This is a genomic window from Spirosoma foliorum (genome assembly GCF_014117325.1).
Classification (GTDB): Bacteria; Bacteroidota; Bacteroidia; order Cytophagales; family Spirosomataceae; genus Spirosoma; species Spirosoma foliorum.
In genome coordinates, this window is the sequence record NZ_CP059732.1 from 8,798,959 (window position 1) to 8,816,368 (window position 17,410).

At 46.1% G+C, this 17,410-nt stretch carries 14 protein-coding genes; 7 read left to right on the forward strand and 7 right to left on the reverse strand.

Features of this window, described 5'->3' with window-relative positions:
* Positions 1 to 51 precede the first annotated feature (51 nt).
* The 4 genes from H3H32_RS36805 (at position 52) to H3H32_RS36820 (ending at position 5,017) form a co-directional block, all read left to right on the forward strand.
* Positions 52 to 1,503, forward strand: a complete 1,452-nt coding sequence (locus tag H3H32_RS36805; protein WP_182460637.1) for an energy transducer TonB — start codon at positions 52 to 54, stop codon at positions 1,501 to 1,503.
* A gap of 57 nt (positions 1,504 to 1,560) precedes the next feature.
* A complete protein-coding gene (locus H3H32_RS36810; protein ID WP_182460638.1) occupies positions 1,561 to 3,012 on the forward strand; it encodes a TonB family protein in 1,452 nt (483 codons plus the stop codon).
* A gap of 68 nt (positions 3,013 to 3,080) precedes the next feature.
* The gene (gcvT, locus tag H3H32_RS36815) at positions 3,081 to 4,172 is read left to right on the forward strand and encodes a glycine cleavage system aminomethyltransferase GcvT (protein ID WP_182460639.1); all 1,092 of its coding nucleotides are present in this window, start codon (positions 3,081 to 3,083) and stop codon (positions 4,170 to 4,172) included.
* A gap of 131 nt (positions 4,173 to 4,303) precedes the next feature.
* A complete protein-coding gene (locus tag H3H32_RS36820; RefSeq protein WP_182460640.1) occupies positions 4,304 to 5,017 on the forward strand; it encodes a 2-phosphosulfolactate phosphatase in 714 nt (237 codons plus the stop codon).
* A 4-nt stretch (positions 5,018 to 5,021) separates the two neighbouring features.
* Here the strand turns inward: H3H32_RS36820 and H3H32_RS36825 are convergent, their stop codons facing one another.
* The 5 genes from H3H32_RS36825 to H3H32_RS36845 all read right to left on the reverse strand — a co-directional run bounded on the left by H3H32_RS36825 (position 5,022) and on the right by H3H32_RS36845 (position 11,240).
* Positions 5,022 to 6,362 carry a DUF4249 domain-containing protein gene (locus H3H32_RS36825; RefSeq protein WP_182460641.1) on the reverse strand — a complete coding sequence of 447 codons (1,341 nt, stop codon included), beginning with the start codon at positions 6,360 to 6,362 and terminating at the stop codon, positions 5,022 to 5,024.
* 199 nt (positions 6,363 to 6,561) lie between these two features.
* Positions 6,562 to 6,792, reverse strand: a complete 231-nt coding sequence (locus H3H32_RS36830) for an acyl carrier protein (protein ID WP_182464603.1) — start codon at positions 6,790 to 6,792, stop codon at positions 6,562 to 6,564.
* Between the two features lie 178 nt (positions 6,793 to 6,970).
* Entirely contained in the window at positions 6,971 to 8,305 is a 1,335-nt protein-coding gene (locus H3H32_RS36835; RefSeq protein ID WP_182460642.1) for a TolC family protein, read from the reverse strand.
* A 99-nt stretch (positions 8,306 to 8,404) separates the two neighbouring features.
* Positions 8,405 to 10,018, reverse strand: a complete 1,614-nt coding sequence (locus H3H32_RS36840) for a DHA2 family efflux MFS transporter permease subunit (protein ID WP_182460643.1) — start codon at positions 10,016 to 10,018, stop codon at positions 8,405 to 8,407.
* A gap of 109 nt (positions 10,019 to 10,127) precedes the next feature.
* Entirely contained in the window at positions 10,128 to 11,240 is a 1,113-nt protein-coding gene (locus H3H32_RS36845; RefSeq protein WP_182460644.1) for an HlyD family secretion protein, read from the reverse strand.
* 171 nt (positions 11,241 to 11,411) lie between these two features.
* Here H3H32_RS36845 and H3H32_RS36850 point away from each other — a divergent pair, with 171 nt between their 5' ends.
* From H3H32_RS36850 to H3H32_RS36860, 3 genes are all read left to right on the forward strand, one after another.
* Positions 11,412 to 11,897 (forward strand): MarR family winged helix-turn-helix transcriptional regulator, encoded by a 486-nt coding sequence (locus H3H32_RS36850; RefSeq protein WP_182460645.1) that lies wholly within the window; start codon positions 11,412 to 11,414, stop codon positions 11,895 to 11,897.
* 84 nt (positions 11,898 to 11,981) lie between these two features.
* Positions 11,982 to 13,355 carry an NAD-dependent succinate-semialdehyde dehydrogenase gene (locus H3H32_RS36855; RefSeq protein ID WP_182460646.1) on the forward strand — a complete coding sequence of 458 codons (1,374 nt, stop codon included), beginning with the start codon at positions 11,982 to 11,984 and terminating at the stop codon, positions 13,353 to 13,355.
* Positions 13,356 to 13,540: 185 nt separating this feature from the next.
* On the forward strand, positions 13,541 to 14,578 hold the full coding sequence (locus H3H32_RS36860; protein ID WP_182460647.1) for an outer membrane protein assembly factor BamB family protein: 1,038 nt from the start codon (positions 13,541 to 13,543) through the stop codon (positions 14,576 to 14,578).
* Between the two features lie 100 nt (positions 14,579 to 14,678).
* On the opposite strand, the gene H3H32_RS36865 is transcribed toward H3H32_RS36860, so the two are convergent.
* Both H3H32_RS36865 and H3H32_RS36870 read right to left on the reverse strand, forming a co-directional pair.
* A complete protein-coding gene (locus H3H32_RS36865; protein ID WP_182460648.1) occupies positions 14,679 to 15,326 on the reverse strand; it encodes a DedA family protein in 648 nt (215 codons plus the stop codon).
* A gap of 87 nt (positions 15,327 to 15,413) precedes the next feature.
* A complete protein-coding gene (locus tag H3H32_RS36870; protein ID WP_182460649.1) occupies positions 15,414 to 17,324 on the reverse strand; it encodes an ABC-F family ATP-binding cassette domain-containing protein in 1,911 nt (636 codons plus the stop codon).
* Positions 17,325 to 17,410: the final 86 nt, after the last annotated feature.

Genomic DNA, 17,410 nt, shown 5'->3' on the forward strand with positions numbered 1-17,410 from the left:
GAGAAATAAGTCCTTTTCATAACTTGCGGACGATGTTCACTCCCACACTTTATGAAAATTCTGCTCTTCCTTCTTTGCTGCACAGCTGCGTTTGCCCAACAAACGGTATATCAATCATTTGAAGTCGATAGTGGTGGTGCTGCCCCGCGCGGAGGTATTCTCTTTCTGAACACCTTTCTCCAGACAAACCTGCGCAAGCCAATCGCTGCTCAAGCAACAGGAGTAGGTGGCCGCGTTATTTTGAGTGCTATTGTTGAACTAGATGGTAGCGTTTCTGATGTAAAGATTGTTAATAGTCTGCGCCCCGATTGTGATCGGGAGGCAATGCGTGTGTTTAGACTTTTTAAGGCATGGCAACCCGGAATTAAAGGAGGCAAGGCTGTTCGCCAGCAGATTACTACCACCGTTCTGTTCAAACCTAATCCTCCCTTTATTTACAACAACGGAGCCCGGGTTAGCTATTATGACAATGATAAAAAAGCTCTTGCCGATAGTAGCGATAAGGCCCGCTACAAGCAGGAGGCTCCTTTAGATAGCAATGGCTTGGCTAATGGCGACATTGTGGTTTACAAAGGGAAAGGCGGGAACTGGAAAGAAGAGTATCGCATACCGTTTGTGCGTCAAGTTAATGAGTCCCAAGGAGCGTCTGACGAATCAACAGCTACGATTGGCTATCAGAGTGATGGCCATCGGTGGGATGGTGAGGTTATACAACTAACTAAGTCGGGGTCGATTATCTATAAGTATTTTTATAAGAATGGGGTGCCAACAAGTGAAGGTGTGCATTACAGTTCAAATGGATTAGTGTCTGAAAAAAGAGAAGAATTTGACGGAGGTTTTACCGCTACTTCCTGGTATGACAATGGCCAGATTCGGGAAATTAAGGTTAATAACTATTTAAGCCCTACAGACAAATCATTCATGAGTTCGGTTAAGGGCTTCTGGACTCCAACGGGCCAGCAGTTGGTAAAAAACGGGAACGGGCGAGTAAACCATAAACAGCAAGTAAGGTCGTATTCCAGTTTATTGCCTAAAACAGTAGTTACAGAGGAAGGAGCTTATGAAAATGGTCTTCAACAAGGTATCTGGGTAGGACAATACGAGGATAAGTCATTTTATTATGAAGAGTTATTCGACAAAGGAGTATTCCAAAAAGGGAAGTCATGTCTACTTGGAGGGGATACAATAAGGTACACAGTACTTGAAAAGGTACCAGAATTTAAGGGAGGCATGCAGGCATTAGGTAATTTCTTAGCGCAAAACCTCCATTATCCACCTGAAGCCCAACAATCTAAAATAGAGGGACAGGTGTTTCTTAGTTTCATAATCGATGCTGATGGGCGAGTTATAGATATCGATCTAGTAAAAGGTCTTGGTCATGGTACAAATGAAGAAGCTATACGAGTTCTAAAAGCTACAAGTGGTCGTTGGATACCAGGGCATCAACGTGGACAGAAGATCAATGTGAAATACAACCTGCCGATTAATTTTACCCTGCATTAATCTGATACCCACTGTCTATTTTGTATAGCCCATCATCAGGTTCAGGTACTATCCCTCATGAAAATTCTTCTCTCTTTATTCTTACTTTTCTGCTGTTCAATAGTCAGTGCTCAACAGGATGTTTATCAATCGTTCGAAGTGGATAGTGCTGCTACTCCTCGTGGCGGAGTAACGACATTTAATACATTCCTTCAGGCCAATTTACGGAAGCCGATAGCGGCTGCTGCCAAGGGCATTGGTGGCATTGTGGTATTGAATGGCATTGTAGAAGCAGATGGATGTATTACAGGTGTAAAATTAGTAGAGTCATTTCGTCCTGATTGCGATCGTGAAGCTATGCGGGTGTTAAAGCTTTTCAATGCATGGAAGCCAGCTCGTAAGGCTAGAAAGGAAGTTCGGCAAGAAGTAATCATCCCTGTAAATTTTAAGGAAAATACTCCATTCATATATGAGAATGGTACACGAATCAGCTACTTTGACGTAGATTACGTGGCCCTTATGGACACTACTCAGGCATATTATAAACAATACTTGCCAATAGATTCAATGGGTATTCCTACAGGGGATATTATGCTATACAAAATGAAAAAAGGCATATGGAAGAAAGAAGCTCAATCACCGCTTTTTCGTAAAGTATTAGCTGATTTACCAAGAGAAAAGACCTATTCGATTGGTTATCAAAATGGCATTGTTGGATGGGAGGGAGACCTGTTTGTGGTTGATAACAAAGGTAAGCTTTTAAGGCAGTCGTATTTTCGAAAAGGTCAGCAGGTTGGTGCTGAATTATTCTATCACTCCAATGGCTTAGTTAGCGAGATGACTGAAACATTGAATGATAAATCGACCATTACTACTTGGTATTCTAATGGGCAAATCAATCAAGTTAAACTAGTTGATCCACCACAGGGAGACTTTTCATATGCGTACCCAGAGCAGGTAATCGCTTTATGGGATAGCACAGGTCATCAAAAGATTAAAGATGGAAATGGTTATGGCATTTACCAGACGCGCATTCAGTCTGCTAAAGACACAACTCAATATACGCTTTTCATCGAGCAGGGTGTCTATAAGAATGGCTATAAACAAGGCGTTTGGACAGGAAAATATGCTGATAGCTCCTATTTCTACAATGAAGTATACGATAAAGGAGTATGTAAAGATGGGAAAGCGCGTGCTGAGGGTGAGGATAGTGTAAACTATACTGAAATTGAAGAACCAGCTCAATTTTCAGGAGGTATACAATCATTAGATCGATTTTTAAAACGGAATTCAAAATATCCAATTGGGGCAGTACGGATTGGGGTAGAGGGCAGAGTATTTGTTGGCTTTTCAGTGTGTACAGATGGAACACTATGCAATTATGAGCTACTAAAAAGTGTACGACCTGATTTAGATCAGGAAGCATTACGGGTTGTTAAGAAAACGAGTGGATATTGGATTCCTGCTAATTTGCGTGGTCGGAAAGTCCAGACCAAGTACAAGATGCCAATCAATTTTACTTTGAATTAAGGTTATTCAATAGGGATACAAATTAAAACCTCATTTTTCGGTAAATTTGCCGGATAACCTCTGCGTACATGTCGCTCAAGCAAGTCCCTCTTCATCATATTCATCAGCAACTAGGCGCTAAGATTGTGCCGTTTGCGGGCTTCGAGATGCCCGTTCGCTATTCATCTGACCTCGACGAACACAACACGGTTCGTAATGCCGTGGGCATTTTCGATGTCTCGCACATGGGTGAGTTCATCCTAAAAGGCGAAGGCGCCCTGGGCCTAATTCAGCGTGTGTCGGCCAACGATGCCAGCATCCTGTATGACGGTAAAGTGCAATACAGCTACCTGCCGAACGGTCGGGGTGGTATTGTCGATGATCTTCTGGTATATCGGATCAGCGATCTCGAATATATGCTCGTGGTCAATGCATCGAACATCGAAAAAGACTGGAACTGGATTAGCCAATACGCATCGGACTATGATCTGAGCATGGTCAATGTCTCTGACGATACATGCCTGTTTGCGGTACAAGGGCCACTCGCTGCCAAAGCCCTACAATCACTTACCAATGCCGATCTTGATTCGATGGAGTATTATACGTTTGAGAAAACCGATTTTGCCGGTTGTGCCAACGTAATTGTCTCAGCAACGGGCTATACGGGTGCGGGTGGTTTTGAAATATACGTTTCGAATGATCAGGCTGAGGATGTCTGGAATGCCATTGTGAAAGCGGGTGAACCTTACGGTCTCAAGCCTATCGGTCTGGGTGCCCGTGATACGCTCCGACTCGAAATGGGTTATAATCTCTACGGAAACGACATCACCGACGAAACATCGCCTATTGAAGCGGGACTTGGCTGGGTCACAAAGTTTACCCACGATTTCATTGACGCCGATGTCCTGAAAGAGCAGAAGACACAGGGTGTGCCGCGTAAATTAGTTGGCTTCGAATTACTGGATCGGGGTGTGCCACGTGGCCATTACGAATTGACGGATGCCGATGGAAATCAAATCGGTGAAGTGACCTCTGGTACGCAGTCGCCAACCTTAGGTAAAGGTGTTGGTTTGGGGTATGTTCAAACCGCATTCAGCAAACCAGGCTCCGAAATCTTTGTGAAGGTTCGTGATCGGCTGCTCAAAGCCCAGGTTGTTAAACTCCCTTTCGTTAAAAAATAAAGTCTGAACCGGGATTTGTGTGATTTTACTGACTGACTTTGATTTTAGCCTTCGGATTTCTTTGAAAGCTAAATCATGAAAAATCATGGTCAGTCAGTAAAATCACACAAATCCCGGTTCAGAATCATTCTATGAAACAAATTGACGTTTGCTTTACCCCGGATTTATTGCATCTCCACACATTTGAGAATACGATAGTCGTTGTAGCCGATGTATTCCGGGCCACCTCGTGCATGGTTACAGCCTTTGCCTATGGTGTGAATAGTATCACGCCCGTTGCCACAATTGATGAGTGCCGACAATTGCAAGAGCGCGGTTATCTGGCTGCTGCTGAGCGAAATGCCAAAAAAGTTGACGGCTTTGAGTTAGATAACTCGCCATTCACCTACATGGATGAGCGAATTCGGGGGGCAAACGTAGCCATGACAACCACAAACGGTACATTGGCTATTACCAAGTCGAGATCGGCGGTAAAAGTACTGGTTGGGTCGTTCCTGAATCTGGACGCGTTGGTACGGTACTTAAAAACCGAAGGCTACGATGTTATGGTACTTTGCGCGGGCTGGAAAGGGCGCGTGAATCTGGAAGATACGCTTTTTGCAGGCGCTTTGGTGGATCGCCTGAAAGATAGCTATGCCATGGCAGAAGACAGCGCTATTATGGCGTGGCGACTATATGCGCAAGGAAAAGACAATCTGATCAATTACATGTCAAACGCGTCGCACATCCGACGGCTTCAACGGCTCGGTATTCAGAAAGACATTGCCTACTGCCTGCAACACGACCTCTACGACGTAATACCCGTATTGCGTGGTAGTTCGTTAGTCAATATGGAGGTAAAATAGCACTTCAGTCTCGCCAACCTTGGGGCTTAAACGGGGTTCGATTATCGCTTTGTAAGCACGGAGCCGTTGGCGGACGATCTGCATAAGGCCAGATCTTGACCTTAGGCGTTGGGCGGTAATCATCCAGAATATACAGCGGGGGCGGTTCAGGACTTGGCCGACGATTATTGAGCGCATAAAATAAATCATCGCCATCATTAAGGTGTGGCCCACCGGGATCTAAAGCGCCATAAGCGAATCCCTGCCGATCGGTCCGGTCGAGCCAGTAATGCACTTGTGAAACAGCCGAAGCCGTAAAATAGCCTATGGTCTGTTTTTGGGAATTGCCTACTTGATGAACATTGCCACCCAAAGCCGTTGGTGGAGTATCGGATAATCCACCTGTTTTCTGAGTCTGGTCGGCAAAAAGCTTATAGTACTGATAGGCGTCTGGAGTCAGTGAGAGCTGACGAACATCGACCAGAGCAGGCTGGTAATCGTAAAACGGAATCTGGGCTACCCGTTGCTGGCTAATCAGATTGCCATTCGCATAACGGTCATCAAAGACCTGAATATCATTGTTGTATAAGATTTCCCAGCACGCTGTTCGGCAAGGGTAATCATAATTCCATTGCTCTGTAGGCACAACCGGTGCTTTCGAATCAACCTGTGATAACCCCGGCGATGGGACAAAACAGTCTTCGTAAAGTTCGTCACCAGTTACAAAATATTTGAAGTCTTTATCGGCGTTATAGACTCCGGGCAAGACTTTATGAACGGAATAGACTCCATTTCGGCAGGTTCTGCACCAATACTGACGTTCGTAGAGTTTCCAGTCCCATCGGTAATAATTGTGTTCCTGAGCTGGGTCCTGGCTCTCGATAAAGATGTCATGAGCAGCTGTGTAGCCATCCAACTGAGTAACGGGAAGACTCTTCGGATTAAATCGTGAACTTACTTTCGAAATTGCTGGAACGGCCTGCATAATCTGCTGACTAGATGCATATTGAGTACCATCAGCCAGGGTAAATCGAAGTTGATATGCATGCCCAATCTGACCTTTAAAATCGCTGGGAAGTTGATAACTACCATCAATGGTTTCGTGACAGAAAATTTGTAGTGATGAATCTACCACGACTATTACCGTTGCTTTCGTAATGGGTGTGGTCCCGAATTTCCCCGTAAGCGGGTCTGCTTTTGATCGGTTAAGGCGAATAATTTGAGGCTCAGCCAGATTGGTGATTGTGCCGTCTACAACCAATATATCGTTCGTGCTGAGTAAGGCGCTATCATCCGGATCTATACAGGCAAGTGGCAGAAAGAGAGCTGATAAGCCAACTACTAGTCGAGAGAGAACCGAGCGCATGGATAGTTATACATTGAGTATACACTATAAAGCTTTTTTATCGCTGCTTTACTGGTAACGGTCTGTTCTGGACTATAATTACTAAACATAAATCACCCCACTAATTCGGGTTTGTTCAGGTTCCGATTAGCGGGGTGATTATTTTGTGAATAAGGAAAAGTTACTCTCAATAGAGAGTGGAGTAGGCGTTTTTGGCTACCTAAGCTATGGCCTGTTCGCCGTGTAGGTAAGTCATAACGCCTTTCATGGTTGTTAGTTTGTCGTAATCTTCGTCGGGAATTCGGATGCCAAATTCCTGTTCGAGCTGCATGATCAGATCGACGGTGTCTAGACTATCCAGACCCAAATCGCGGGTGAAATGAGTTTGGTCGGTAATGGCGGTTTCCTGAACCCCAAATCCATGCAGAATCTCAATAACTCGCTCCTTCATCATACGATTTATGTTTTGCAGCCCCTTGTTTTTATATATAGAAGCCATTTTTGTTCGATTTAGTATGTGTGCTACCGATTTTTTAACAGTTTTTAAATCATGGTCTAGCGGATTGGCAATCGCCGGTAATGCGCTATTAGGAGCATCTTTTACTGTTAATCGTCTGTCTGACTAAAACTTACAGCAACGATTCGCCAAGCAATCGTTTTAACTCTAATTGGTTGAGCATCAGCTGATATTGGAAGTTCAGTCGGCCTAATTCAGCCTCTTCTACACCCGTTTCAGCGCTTTGCAGTTCAACGTTGGTAATCACGCCATTCCGTAAACGGGCGTTGGCAATTTGGAGCGCTTTCTGCGATTGCTCTACCTGCGTTTCGAGGTTTGCCAAACGAGTTTGGTTACTCCGGATATCGGCGTTGAGCTGGGCAATACTCTGCCGTACCTGAGCGTTGGCGTTCTCAACGGCATACTGACTGGCATTCAGATTTAACTGAGCCGCCTGATTTTGCAATTGATAACGTTTCCCTGAATAAATGGGTACTGCCAGCGTTACACCAGCCGCGATATTGAACTTCGGCGTGTTGATTTCGGGCAAATACCCATTTCGAAACCCGGCTGAGCCAGAGAAACTAAGGCTAGGACGACCAGCCAGATTGTTGACCAGCACGTCGGTTTCGGCTTGCCGAACGCGATCCTGCGCCAGTTGAACGTCTTTATTACCAGCTAAGGTTGTCTGGCTATCATTGGCCAGAGCAAAGATCTGAGTCGGTGTACGACCCGACATGGCTTCTAAAGTAAATTGCTCTACTGCCCGACTGATGTCTGGATTCGGATTGCCTGTCAGGTAGGTAAGTGCCGCCAACTGCCGTTCCAACTGGTTCTGAATCTCGATCTTACGATTCTGCGCTACTTTCACCCGAACCTGCTGCGTAAGCACGTCATATTGAAGCGCATCGCCATTTTGCAGACGAGTGGCTAACAAACGAACATTGGCGCTGGCTGTGCGGATAACCGAGTCCTGAACCACCAAGCTTCGTTGTAGAAAACCAACACCATAGTAAGCTGCCGCTACCTGATACGCCAGTGATTGCTGCGTAATTTCCAGACCCCGACGCAATACTTGTACATTATCAGTAGCCTGCCGTGTAGCGGCATTCGTGCGGCCCCAGTCGTAAATGGTTTGCCCGATACCCACGTAAGCATTCACATTGTGGTTGGGCTGAAACTGAAGGGTTCTATCCACACCATCAATGGGCAGCGTTGCCTTTGCTACCGGATTGAGGTACTGGTAGCTGGCGTTTCCCGATACGTTTGGTTTCATAGCCGTGCGGGCAATATCCACTCGCAACTCGTTGGCCTGAATTTGCTGTTGTTGCTGTTTCAGAACCGGATAATTAGCATTGGCCTGTTGCACCAGCGCCCGTAAATCGTCGGGAAGCTGGACTGGCTGATTCTGAGCCTGAAGGCCCCCTGTTGCCAGGAGAATAGGTATTATTAGAAGCTTGGAATGCATGTTTGAAGGTGTTTGCGGTTTACGGTTTATAGTTTGCGAAGCTGGTGTGCAGTCTAATTGATGCGTCAGCACCGAAAACCATAAACCGAAAACCAATTATCAGTGAGCTGAATCGGCAATGGCTTTGGCAGTGGCCGCATCCATCTTTTTCTGTTTAAGTAAGAATAGCAATGGGAACGAGACAACGAAAAACAAGCCTGCCAACTTGAACGTATCCAAATACGAAAGCATTAGCGCCTGTCTGGAAATAATTTGATCAAGGTTTTTGTAGGCTCCTGTGGCGGCATCGAATGCGTTGACTCCTTTTGCTATCAATGCCTGTGTCATAGCCGTTACGCGCTCGGTTGTTAGCATTTCGCCGGGTTGCAGATTAGATACCAGATCACCCCGATGAACAGCCGTGCGTTGCGTTACGTAGGTGTTTGTAATGGCAACTCCGAAAGCGCCACCCACCTGCCGCATCATATTCACAATGGCGATACCCGTAGGCAACTCACGGGGTGTCAAGGTCGACACCGATTGGTTAATAAGCGGTACGTTTACGAATGCCAGACCAATACCCCTGATAATAAGCGCTGTAATGAAATCACCATCCGACGCATTCATATTGTAGGTCGACATGATGAAGCAGAAGGTCGAAAAGGCAACGTACCCAATCGCTACGGCAAATCTTGGCGACACACCTTTGGCCAGCAATCGGCCAACTAAGGCGAACATGGGTAACGTAACAAGCCCACCTGGAATCAGAAGCTTACCCGTTTGCGTGGCTGTTAAGCCAACAATGCGTTGAGCAAACAGTGGGTAAAGTAGTACCGAGGTAAACAGACCATAACCGATAACTACCATCAAAATAGAGCCTATTGCCAGATTTCGGTTTTTCAGCGCCCGAAGGTCAACGACAGGGTCTCTGGTGCCTCTAAGTTCCCACCAGATAAAGAGCGGAATAGCAATCACAGCGGCAACCGACAGCCACAAAATTACTTTACTATCGAACCAGTCGTCAGCTTCACCTCGCTCCAGTACATATTGTAGACTCCCGATGCCAACGGCCAGCAGTAAAATGCCTATCTGGTCAATCTGAATGCTTTTACGGTCAATATTTTTCTCGTCCTCCTTTTTGTCGATGTAGGCTACACTTAAAAGGACGGCTGCAATGCCAATCGGAACATTGATGTAAAACATCCAGCTCCAATGGTAATTGTCAATAATATAGCCACCGAGCGTAGGTCCAAGCGTTGGCCCGAGTACAATACCCATACCAAATAAGGCTGAAGCAACAGGCCGCTGTGAAGGCGGAAAGGCATCGAACATCAACCCTTGTGAGGTCGAGAGGAGAGCCCCGCCACCGATGCCCTGTAAGAACCGAAAGAAAACCAGTAGCCAGAGATTATCCGCAAATCCACAACCATAGGAAGCGATCGTGAACAGGATAATGGAGGCAACGTAATAATTTTTGCGACCAAAATATCGTTGCAAAAAGCCCGTCATCGGTATTACAATGACGTTGGCAATCGCGTAAGCCGTTACTACCCAGGCTACATCTTCAATCGTGACACCGAGATTCCCGGCAATGTCGGTTAGGCCGACGTTCACAATGGATGTATCAATTAATTCAATAATGGCTGCCGAAATGGCTGTCACAACGACTATCCACTTTCTAAATCCAGTGGGTTGAGCCGATTGTGCAGGCATAGCTAATGTTTGAGTTGCCATGTTTTTAATGGAAAATGTATAATGAATAATTGATAATGAATGAGTTGAATGAAGGATGGCTGACGCTTAAGGTTCGCATCATACTTCATTATTCATTTTACATTATTCATTACTTAGCTACGCGCACTTCGGCGTCTACGCTCAGACCGGCCCGCAGTTGATTTTTGTATTTCTCTGGATTGAGGATTTCGATTTTCACCGGTACCCGTTGCGTGATTTTTACGAAGTTCCCAGATGCGTTATCGGCAGGTAGTAGCGCAAACCGGGCTCCGGTAGCATCCGACAAAGACGATACGCGACCTTTGATGTCGAGGTCAGGATACGCATCCAGTTTGATGTCAACTTCCTGACCAAGCTGCATTTTCTCCAGCTGCGTTTCTTTGAAGTTGGCAACTACCCAGAAGGTCGAATCGGCAACGATCGTGAACAGGTTCTGGCCAGGTTGTACATATTGACCAACGACTACGTTTTTACGACCAATCTTACCGGCAATTGGAGCGGCAAGCCGAGCATAGCCGACTTTCAGTTTGGCGTTGTCGATAGCTGCCTGTTTCACTTTCAAGACCGCCTGGATTTTCTGAATGTTGGCTTGCGCTTTAGCAATACCAGCCTGTGCTACGCTTTCCGATGTTTTAGCCAGATTGACCTGCTCAATATTCGCGTTGTACTGTCCCGATTGTACTTCTACGTTATTCTGCGAGTCTTCCAGTTGCTTTTTGGTCAGCGATTGTTCTTTGTATAGATTCTGATCGCGTTGCAAATCCTGTTGGGCTTTGTTGCGTCGAATAGCCTGTACCTGGGCGTTCGATTGAGCTACACGCGCGTTTTGGACTACGTTGCGCGAAGTTGCCTGCGCATTTTGCAGGTCGGCACGGGCATTTTCAAGGTCGGCCAATGACTGCTGATAATCGGCTTCAGCTTGTGCCAGGGCCACATCGTATTCCTGAGGATCGATGGTTACGAGTTGTTGGCCTTGTTTTACCGTGGCGTAATCGTCAACATTCACCGAGGTTACGTAACCCGCTACCCGAGCGAGTACTGGCGCTGAGTTTCCTTCAATTTGGGCGTTGTCTGTTGTTTCGTACTGCTGGCTGTGGCGGAACGCCTGATAGCCGAAATAACCACCTACAAGTACTACTAGTCCAATAATAATGCGGGGTAAATATGCGCTGAGGCCGCTTTTCTCTTCTGTGGTTGCCATTTGCTGTGTTGTGGTTGCCATTTTTTATTTGGTTTTAGGCAAGTCCTGTTGGTAAAGAACCTATTCTATAGTCGAAACTGTTTGACTAATGTGGGACAAAAGTAAACCAGGTTGACTATGAAGTCAAGTAGGTTGACTATATTTGTAATATCTTTTGGCCTTAAATGGTTCAGCGTTTTTCATTTTGCCAATATGTTCGTGGAAACAGACAAAAATTCCTTTGATTTTGACCAATATCGGGTCATTCGGGAGCGATCTCTAGGTCGCTTATTCTGGCGGCTCAAACGATATACGAGTAACCTTATTGAGCCTAAACTGCACGCACTTGGATATAAAGATTTCAAAATGAGTTATTTGATGTTTCTCTCGAACATTGAAGAGGGAGGGACAACAAATAATGAGTTAGCAAAACGTGCCTGCGTTACGAAGCAAATGATGAGTAAAATTGTTGGCTTGCTCGAAAGCGAAGGATATATCTATATTCAGAAAAATCCGACTGACTCTCGGTCGAACATTATTTTTCTGAATGATCGAGGGAAGGAGTTATTCATAAGTCTTAAAGGATGTATGGAAGAGGCTCGCGATAAATTTGATGTGATCGTTGGCCACGACCGGATGGAACTGGTGCTTGATACCCTGGTTGAATTAACCAATAAATTAGAAAGCGAAGAACAATAAAGGGATATAGGATGTATGATGTAGGGTATATGATATACTTATTAACTATATCATATACCCTACATCATACATCCTATATAGCTAATGTTTTCCTCCATCAACCCCTATAATCAGCAGAAGCTGAAAACCTATCGCGCTGATAGCTCTCAAACTATTGAGCGTAAACTGAAACAAGCCGACCGGGCCTTTGCCGACTGGTCGGCTTTGTCTATTCGGGAGCGTACGGACTATCTTCGTAAAGTAGGTGTCTATCTGTCTATGCACAAGCAGCGCTATGCCGAACTGATGACGGCCGAAATGGGCAAAACGCTCAAAGAGGCTGTTGCTGAAGTTGAGAAATGCGCGGCTACCTGTACCTATTATGCTGATCATGCCGAAGCCTTTCTGGCGGACCAATCTATTGAAACCGACGCCAAACATAGTTTTATAACGTATCAGCCGCTGGGGCCGGTACTGGCCATTATGCCCTGGAATTTCCCTTTCTGGCAGGTTATGCGGTTTGCGATTCCGGGCCTTATTGCGGGAAATGTCGGCTTACTCAAGCACGCATCCAACGTGTTTGGTTCTGCGCTGGCCATTGAAGAAATCTTTCGGGAGTCTGGTTTGCCCGAGGGCGTATTTAGCTCACTTCTAGTCGACTCATCGGCAATTGAAGGCATTTTGAAAGATCGGCGGGTGAAAGCCGTTACGCTCACTGGTAGCGAACGGGCAGGAGCGTCGGTGGCGAGTATTGCGGGTAGTCAGATCAAAAAATCAGTACTGGAATTGGGCGGTTCCGATGCGCTAATCGTATTGGCCGATGCCGATCTGGAAAAGGCGGCCGAAATAGCCGTGAAATCCCGAATGCAAAACGCCGGACAGAGCTGTATTGCTGCGAAACGATTTATTATTGAAAAATCGGTGAAAAAGCAGTTTACAGAACTGGTGATAAATCAAATCAGCAAGATCAAACAAGGCGATCCGACTGATGAAACTACGACTATGGGACCAATGGCGCGTCTTAATCTGGCCGACGATATTGAGCGACAAGCTCGTGAATCTATCGCTAAAGGCGCCAAATTAGTAGCTGGTGGAAAGGGGACCGGTTTCCAGCGATCTGGCTGCAACGTTGCCCCAATCCTGTTGGATAAAGTAAAACCTGGTATGGCGGCTTTCGACGAAGAAACATTTGGGCCATTAGCCGTTTTGATCGAAGCCAAAGATGAAGCCGATGCCATTCGGCTAGCCAATCAATCTAATTTTGGACTTGGTTCTGCACTATGGACGCAGGATCTGGACAAGGCTGACCGACTGGTACGTCAAATTCAGGCCGGGTCTGTGTTTGTGAATGGCCTAATGCGTTCCGATGCGCGGGTTCCGTTTGGTGGCATCAAGACATCCGGTTTCGGGCGCGAACTCTCGGAAGTTGGCATCAAAGAGTTTGTAAACGTGAAAACTGTGTGGATTGAGAAGTCGTAAAAGCCACTAGATCAAGTTTGTATAGTAGCAAAGTAATGTCACTGCTGCAATTATTTTGATACCATGCCGTCCCTAGTTCGTCAAAGTGAGAAATGATTTAAAATCGTAATCTCTATTCTTATTTGATGAACCACTATTTTTCTTTCAGTTACTGCCTAGTTCTTTTTCTTTGTACATGTTTATTGGTGGCTTGCTCTAGTGAGAGTACACCTTCTCCAGATACGAATGCGCTGGTCTTTGTGGGTAGTGATGATGCCCATCTGTACGCTATCGATGCCCAGACGGGCCAAAAAAAATGGGCTTTTGCTACCAATGGTGATGTTTCGTCCAGCCCCATCGTGTTCGACGGTTGGGTGTACGCTGGTAGTGACCTGGGTCGTTTTTTTGCCGTTGATGTCCAACGAGGAAACCTGCAATGGAGTGTAGCTACCCAGTATAGTATGGCGACGAGCCCCATTGCGGCTGACGGACGAATTTACCTCAGAGGGCAAGACGTATATGCATATGATGCCAAAACAGGAAACCCTATCTGGGGAACGTTTCGAGGTGGTTCAGAACCAGGGTCTTCGGTGGTTAAAGATGGAACGAGCTTATTTATGGCTGAATCAGAAACTCTAATCGCCTATGATGCTATCAGTGGTAGCCGACTGTGGTCCTTTATCACCGATAATAATATTCAGACTGTACCTGTTGTGTCAAACGGGGTTGTTTTTATAGGCAGCAACGATACCATTCTGTACGCGCTGGGAGCTGCAAACGGCAAGTCGAAATGGTCTTTTCGGGCTTCAGCAGCAATTGTAGGTAGCCCGACTGTAGCCAATGGTCGGGTATATTTTGGATGTTATGATGATCAGTTATACGCCCTGGATGAACAAACAGGGAAACTCCTCTGGCGCTATGCTACCAAGAGCCCTATTTTTTCCAGCCCTACCGTAGCTAACAACATGGTATATGTTGGGAGTATGGATGGAAACCTTTATGCGGTAGATGTACAAAAAGGCACGACAGCCTGGTCAACTAATGTAGGGGGTGCTGTTTTTTCCAGTCCTACGGTTGCCAATGGAGTGGTTTATGTGGGTAGCACCGATAATGGCCTGTATGCATTTGATGCCTCTGATGGAGGTAAAAAATGGGTTTTTTATACCCAGGATAGAGTTCGATCCAGCCCTTGTGTTCTGACAACGCAGGGGCATGTTATTAGAGGGTTTGGAAATGTCCAATAATGAGACTTACTGCTCTAAGGTCAAAGCTAATCAACCTTCATAGGTTATCTTTCCGGTCTCGCTCAGCAATAGGGAGAACGGAAAGAAGCTTTGTTGATTATTATTCGCTGACTTTCTCGGCAGGTTTTTGCTTCCGTGCGTTCAGATAGCCTTTGATAACCGTGAAGGTCGTGATGGCCAGGAAGAACAGGATAATGTACTGAACGTAATCGACAATCCAGGGGAACTTCTCGCCGAAATAGAACCCTCCACCTACCAACGTTAATACCCAGATAGCCCCACCAATGACATTGTACAACATGAAAAATGGCGCTGGCATATGAATAAGACCAGCCAGCAACGGGGCAAATGTGCGGACAATGGGTAAAAAGCGTGAGATAATCAGAGCACTATTACCATATCGTAAAAAGGCGTCTCGCGTATTATCGATGTATTTCTGTTTAAAAAACAGTGAGTCGGGGCGATTTTTGATGCGTGCGCCAAAATAATAGCCCGTTAGATAACCCGTTGCCGAGCCTAATACAGCCGCGCCAAAAATGCAGCTCAATAATAACCAAAGCGGTACATTCAACAGTTTTGTACCCGCAAAGACGCCCGATAAAAACAGCAGATAATCGCCCGGCAGGAAGAAACCGAAGAAAATTCCGTTCTCAACAAAAATGATGAGGGTAATCAACACCAGGCCGCCCGTCCGAATGATTTCTTCGGAATTAAGCAGGTACTGGAAAAAGTCGATAATCTGGTTCATGATTAATGATAGACGGGGCCGCCCGCGCGGTGATTGAATGATTGAATAACCTCTGTGGTAACTATTCAATCACTCAATCATTCAAAATTAAATATGCTCCGCCAGCTCAAGCCAACGGTCCGATTTTTCAGCGATACTGTGCTCGATTTGCTCAATTTCACGCGACCAGGCGATTAATTGCTCATGCGGTCCACCTGAATTAAGCAGATCCACAACTTCGATTTTGCGTTGCTCCAACGATTCAATTTCTTTTTCGAGCGTTTCGTATTCGCGGATTTCTTTGAATGAAAGCTTTTTCTTCGCACCATTTACCGTACTCGCTGCCGATGAAACTATAGGTTCAGGCGTTTGGTTCTTGGGAGCCGGGGTTGCTGGTTTATCAATTTGTGAAGTCGATTTTTTGGGCTGCGCCGAACGCGGCCCGGAATCTCGCCAGTCGCGGTAGTCGGTGTAGTTGCCCGGAAAATCGCGGACTTTCCCTTCGCCTTCCAGCACAAAAACGTGCTCTACCAGCCGATCCATGAAGTACCGATCGTGGGTTACAATGAGTACACAACCCGAAAAATTAAGCAGAAAGTCCTCGAGTACATTCAGCGTCATGATGTCGAGGTCGTTGGTTGGCTCATCCAGAATCAGGAAGTTTGGGTTTTGAACCAGCACCAGCAGCAACTGTAATCGTCGTTTTTCGCCCCCGCTCAGTTTCGCTACATAATCATACTGTTTGGAACGATCAAACAGAAACCGGCTGAGTAGTTGCGTTGCTGTAACAGTGTCGCCGTTAGCCAATTTCATAACTTCGGCCACGTCCTGCACCACATCAATTACGCGTTGGTTTTCGGGTAAATCAAGCTCTGTTTGCGTGTAATAACCAAACTTTACGGTGCCGCCCGTCGTAATCTTACCCGAATCGGGGCGAAGCTGACCGGTTAGCATATTCATCAGCGTGGTTTTACCCATGCCGTTTTTGCCAATCAATCCCACTCGGTCGGGCCGTTTAAAGGTGTAGTTGAAATGATCGAGCAGGACTTTATCGCCAAATCGTTTGCTCAGGTTTTCAACTTCCAGAATTTTGCTGCCTAGCCGGGTCATTCGCAAGTTCAGGTCCAGTTCGCCGTCGTTACGTTTGCCACTTGTTTTGTCTTTCAAATCTTCAAAGGCATCAATCCGGTATTGCGCTTTTGTTCCCCGCGCTTTGGGTTGGCGACGCATCCATTCCAACTCTCGCCGAAACGTGTTGCGATCTTTAGCTAACTCAGACGCTGCCGCCAGTTCACGTTCTTCTTTTTTCTCGAGGAAATAAGCGTAATTCCCCTTGTAAGAATATATCTGTCCATTGTCCAATTCGGCAATCTGATTACAGACCCGATCCAGAAAATACCGATCGTGGGAGACCATCAGCAACGTACCATTATTGGTATTCAGGAAGTTTTCGAGGTATTCAATCGCTTCAAGATCGAGGTGGTTGGTCGGCTCGTCAAGAATCAGCAAATCAGGATTTTGGATAAGCACCCGCGCCAGAGCAACCCGTTTCCGCTGACCACCCGACAACGAACCCGCCAGTTGATCTACATTCTGGATACCCAGCTCACCCAGAATCTGCCGAATTTGGGATTCGTAATCCCAGGCTTCTAGTTTTTCCATGTCGATCATAGCCTTTTCGAGAGCAGCATGGTCGTCAATGGCCAGGGCGTGTTCATAAGCCCGAACCGCTTCGAGCTGCGCACTTTCGCCCGCCAGAACAACATCCATCACACTTAAGGAATCGTTCAAATCAGGCTGCTGGTCGAGGTAGCCAATCGTAATGTCTTTCCGATGGCTGACAATGCCTGCATCGGGTGGCATGGCCCCGGCCAGAATAGACAGTAAGGTGGTTTTACCTGAGCCATTGGCTCCAACAATCGCGACTTTATCGCCCCGATTGACACCAAATGTGAGGTTTTTGAATAATGTACGGTCGCCGTAGGACTTCGTTAAATTTTCGGCTGAGAGATAGTTCATAAGTCTGAATAACCCACACGGTTTTGAAAACCTAATAGGTTTAAAAGCACAAAGGTACAACAAAGAAAATCGTTCGTACTTTTACC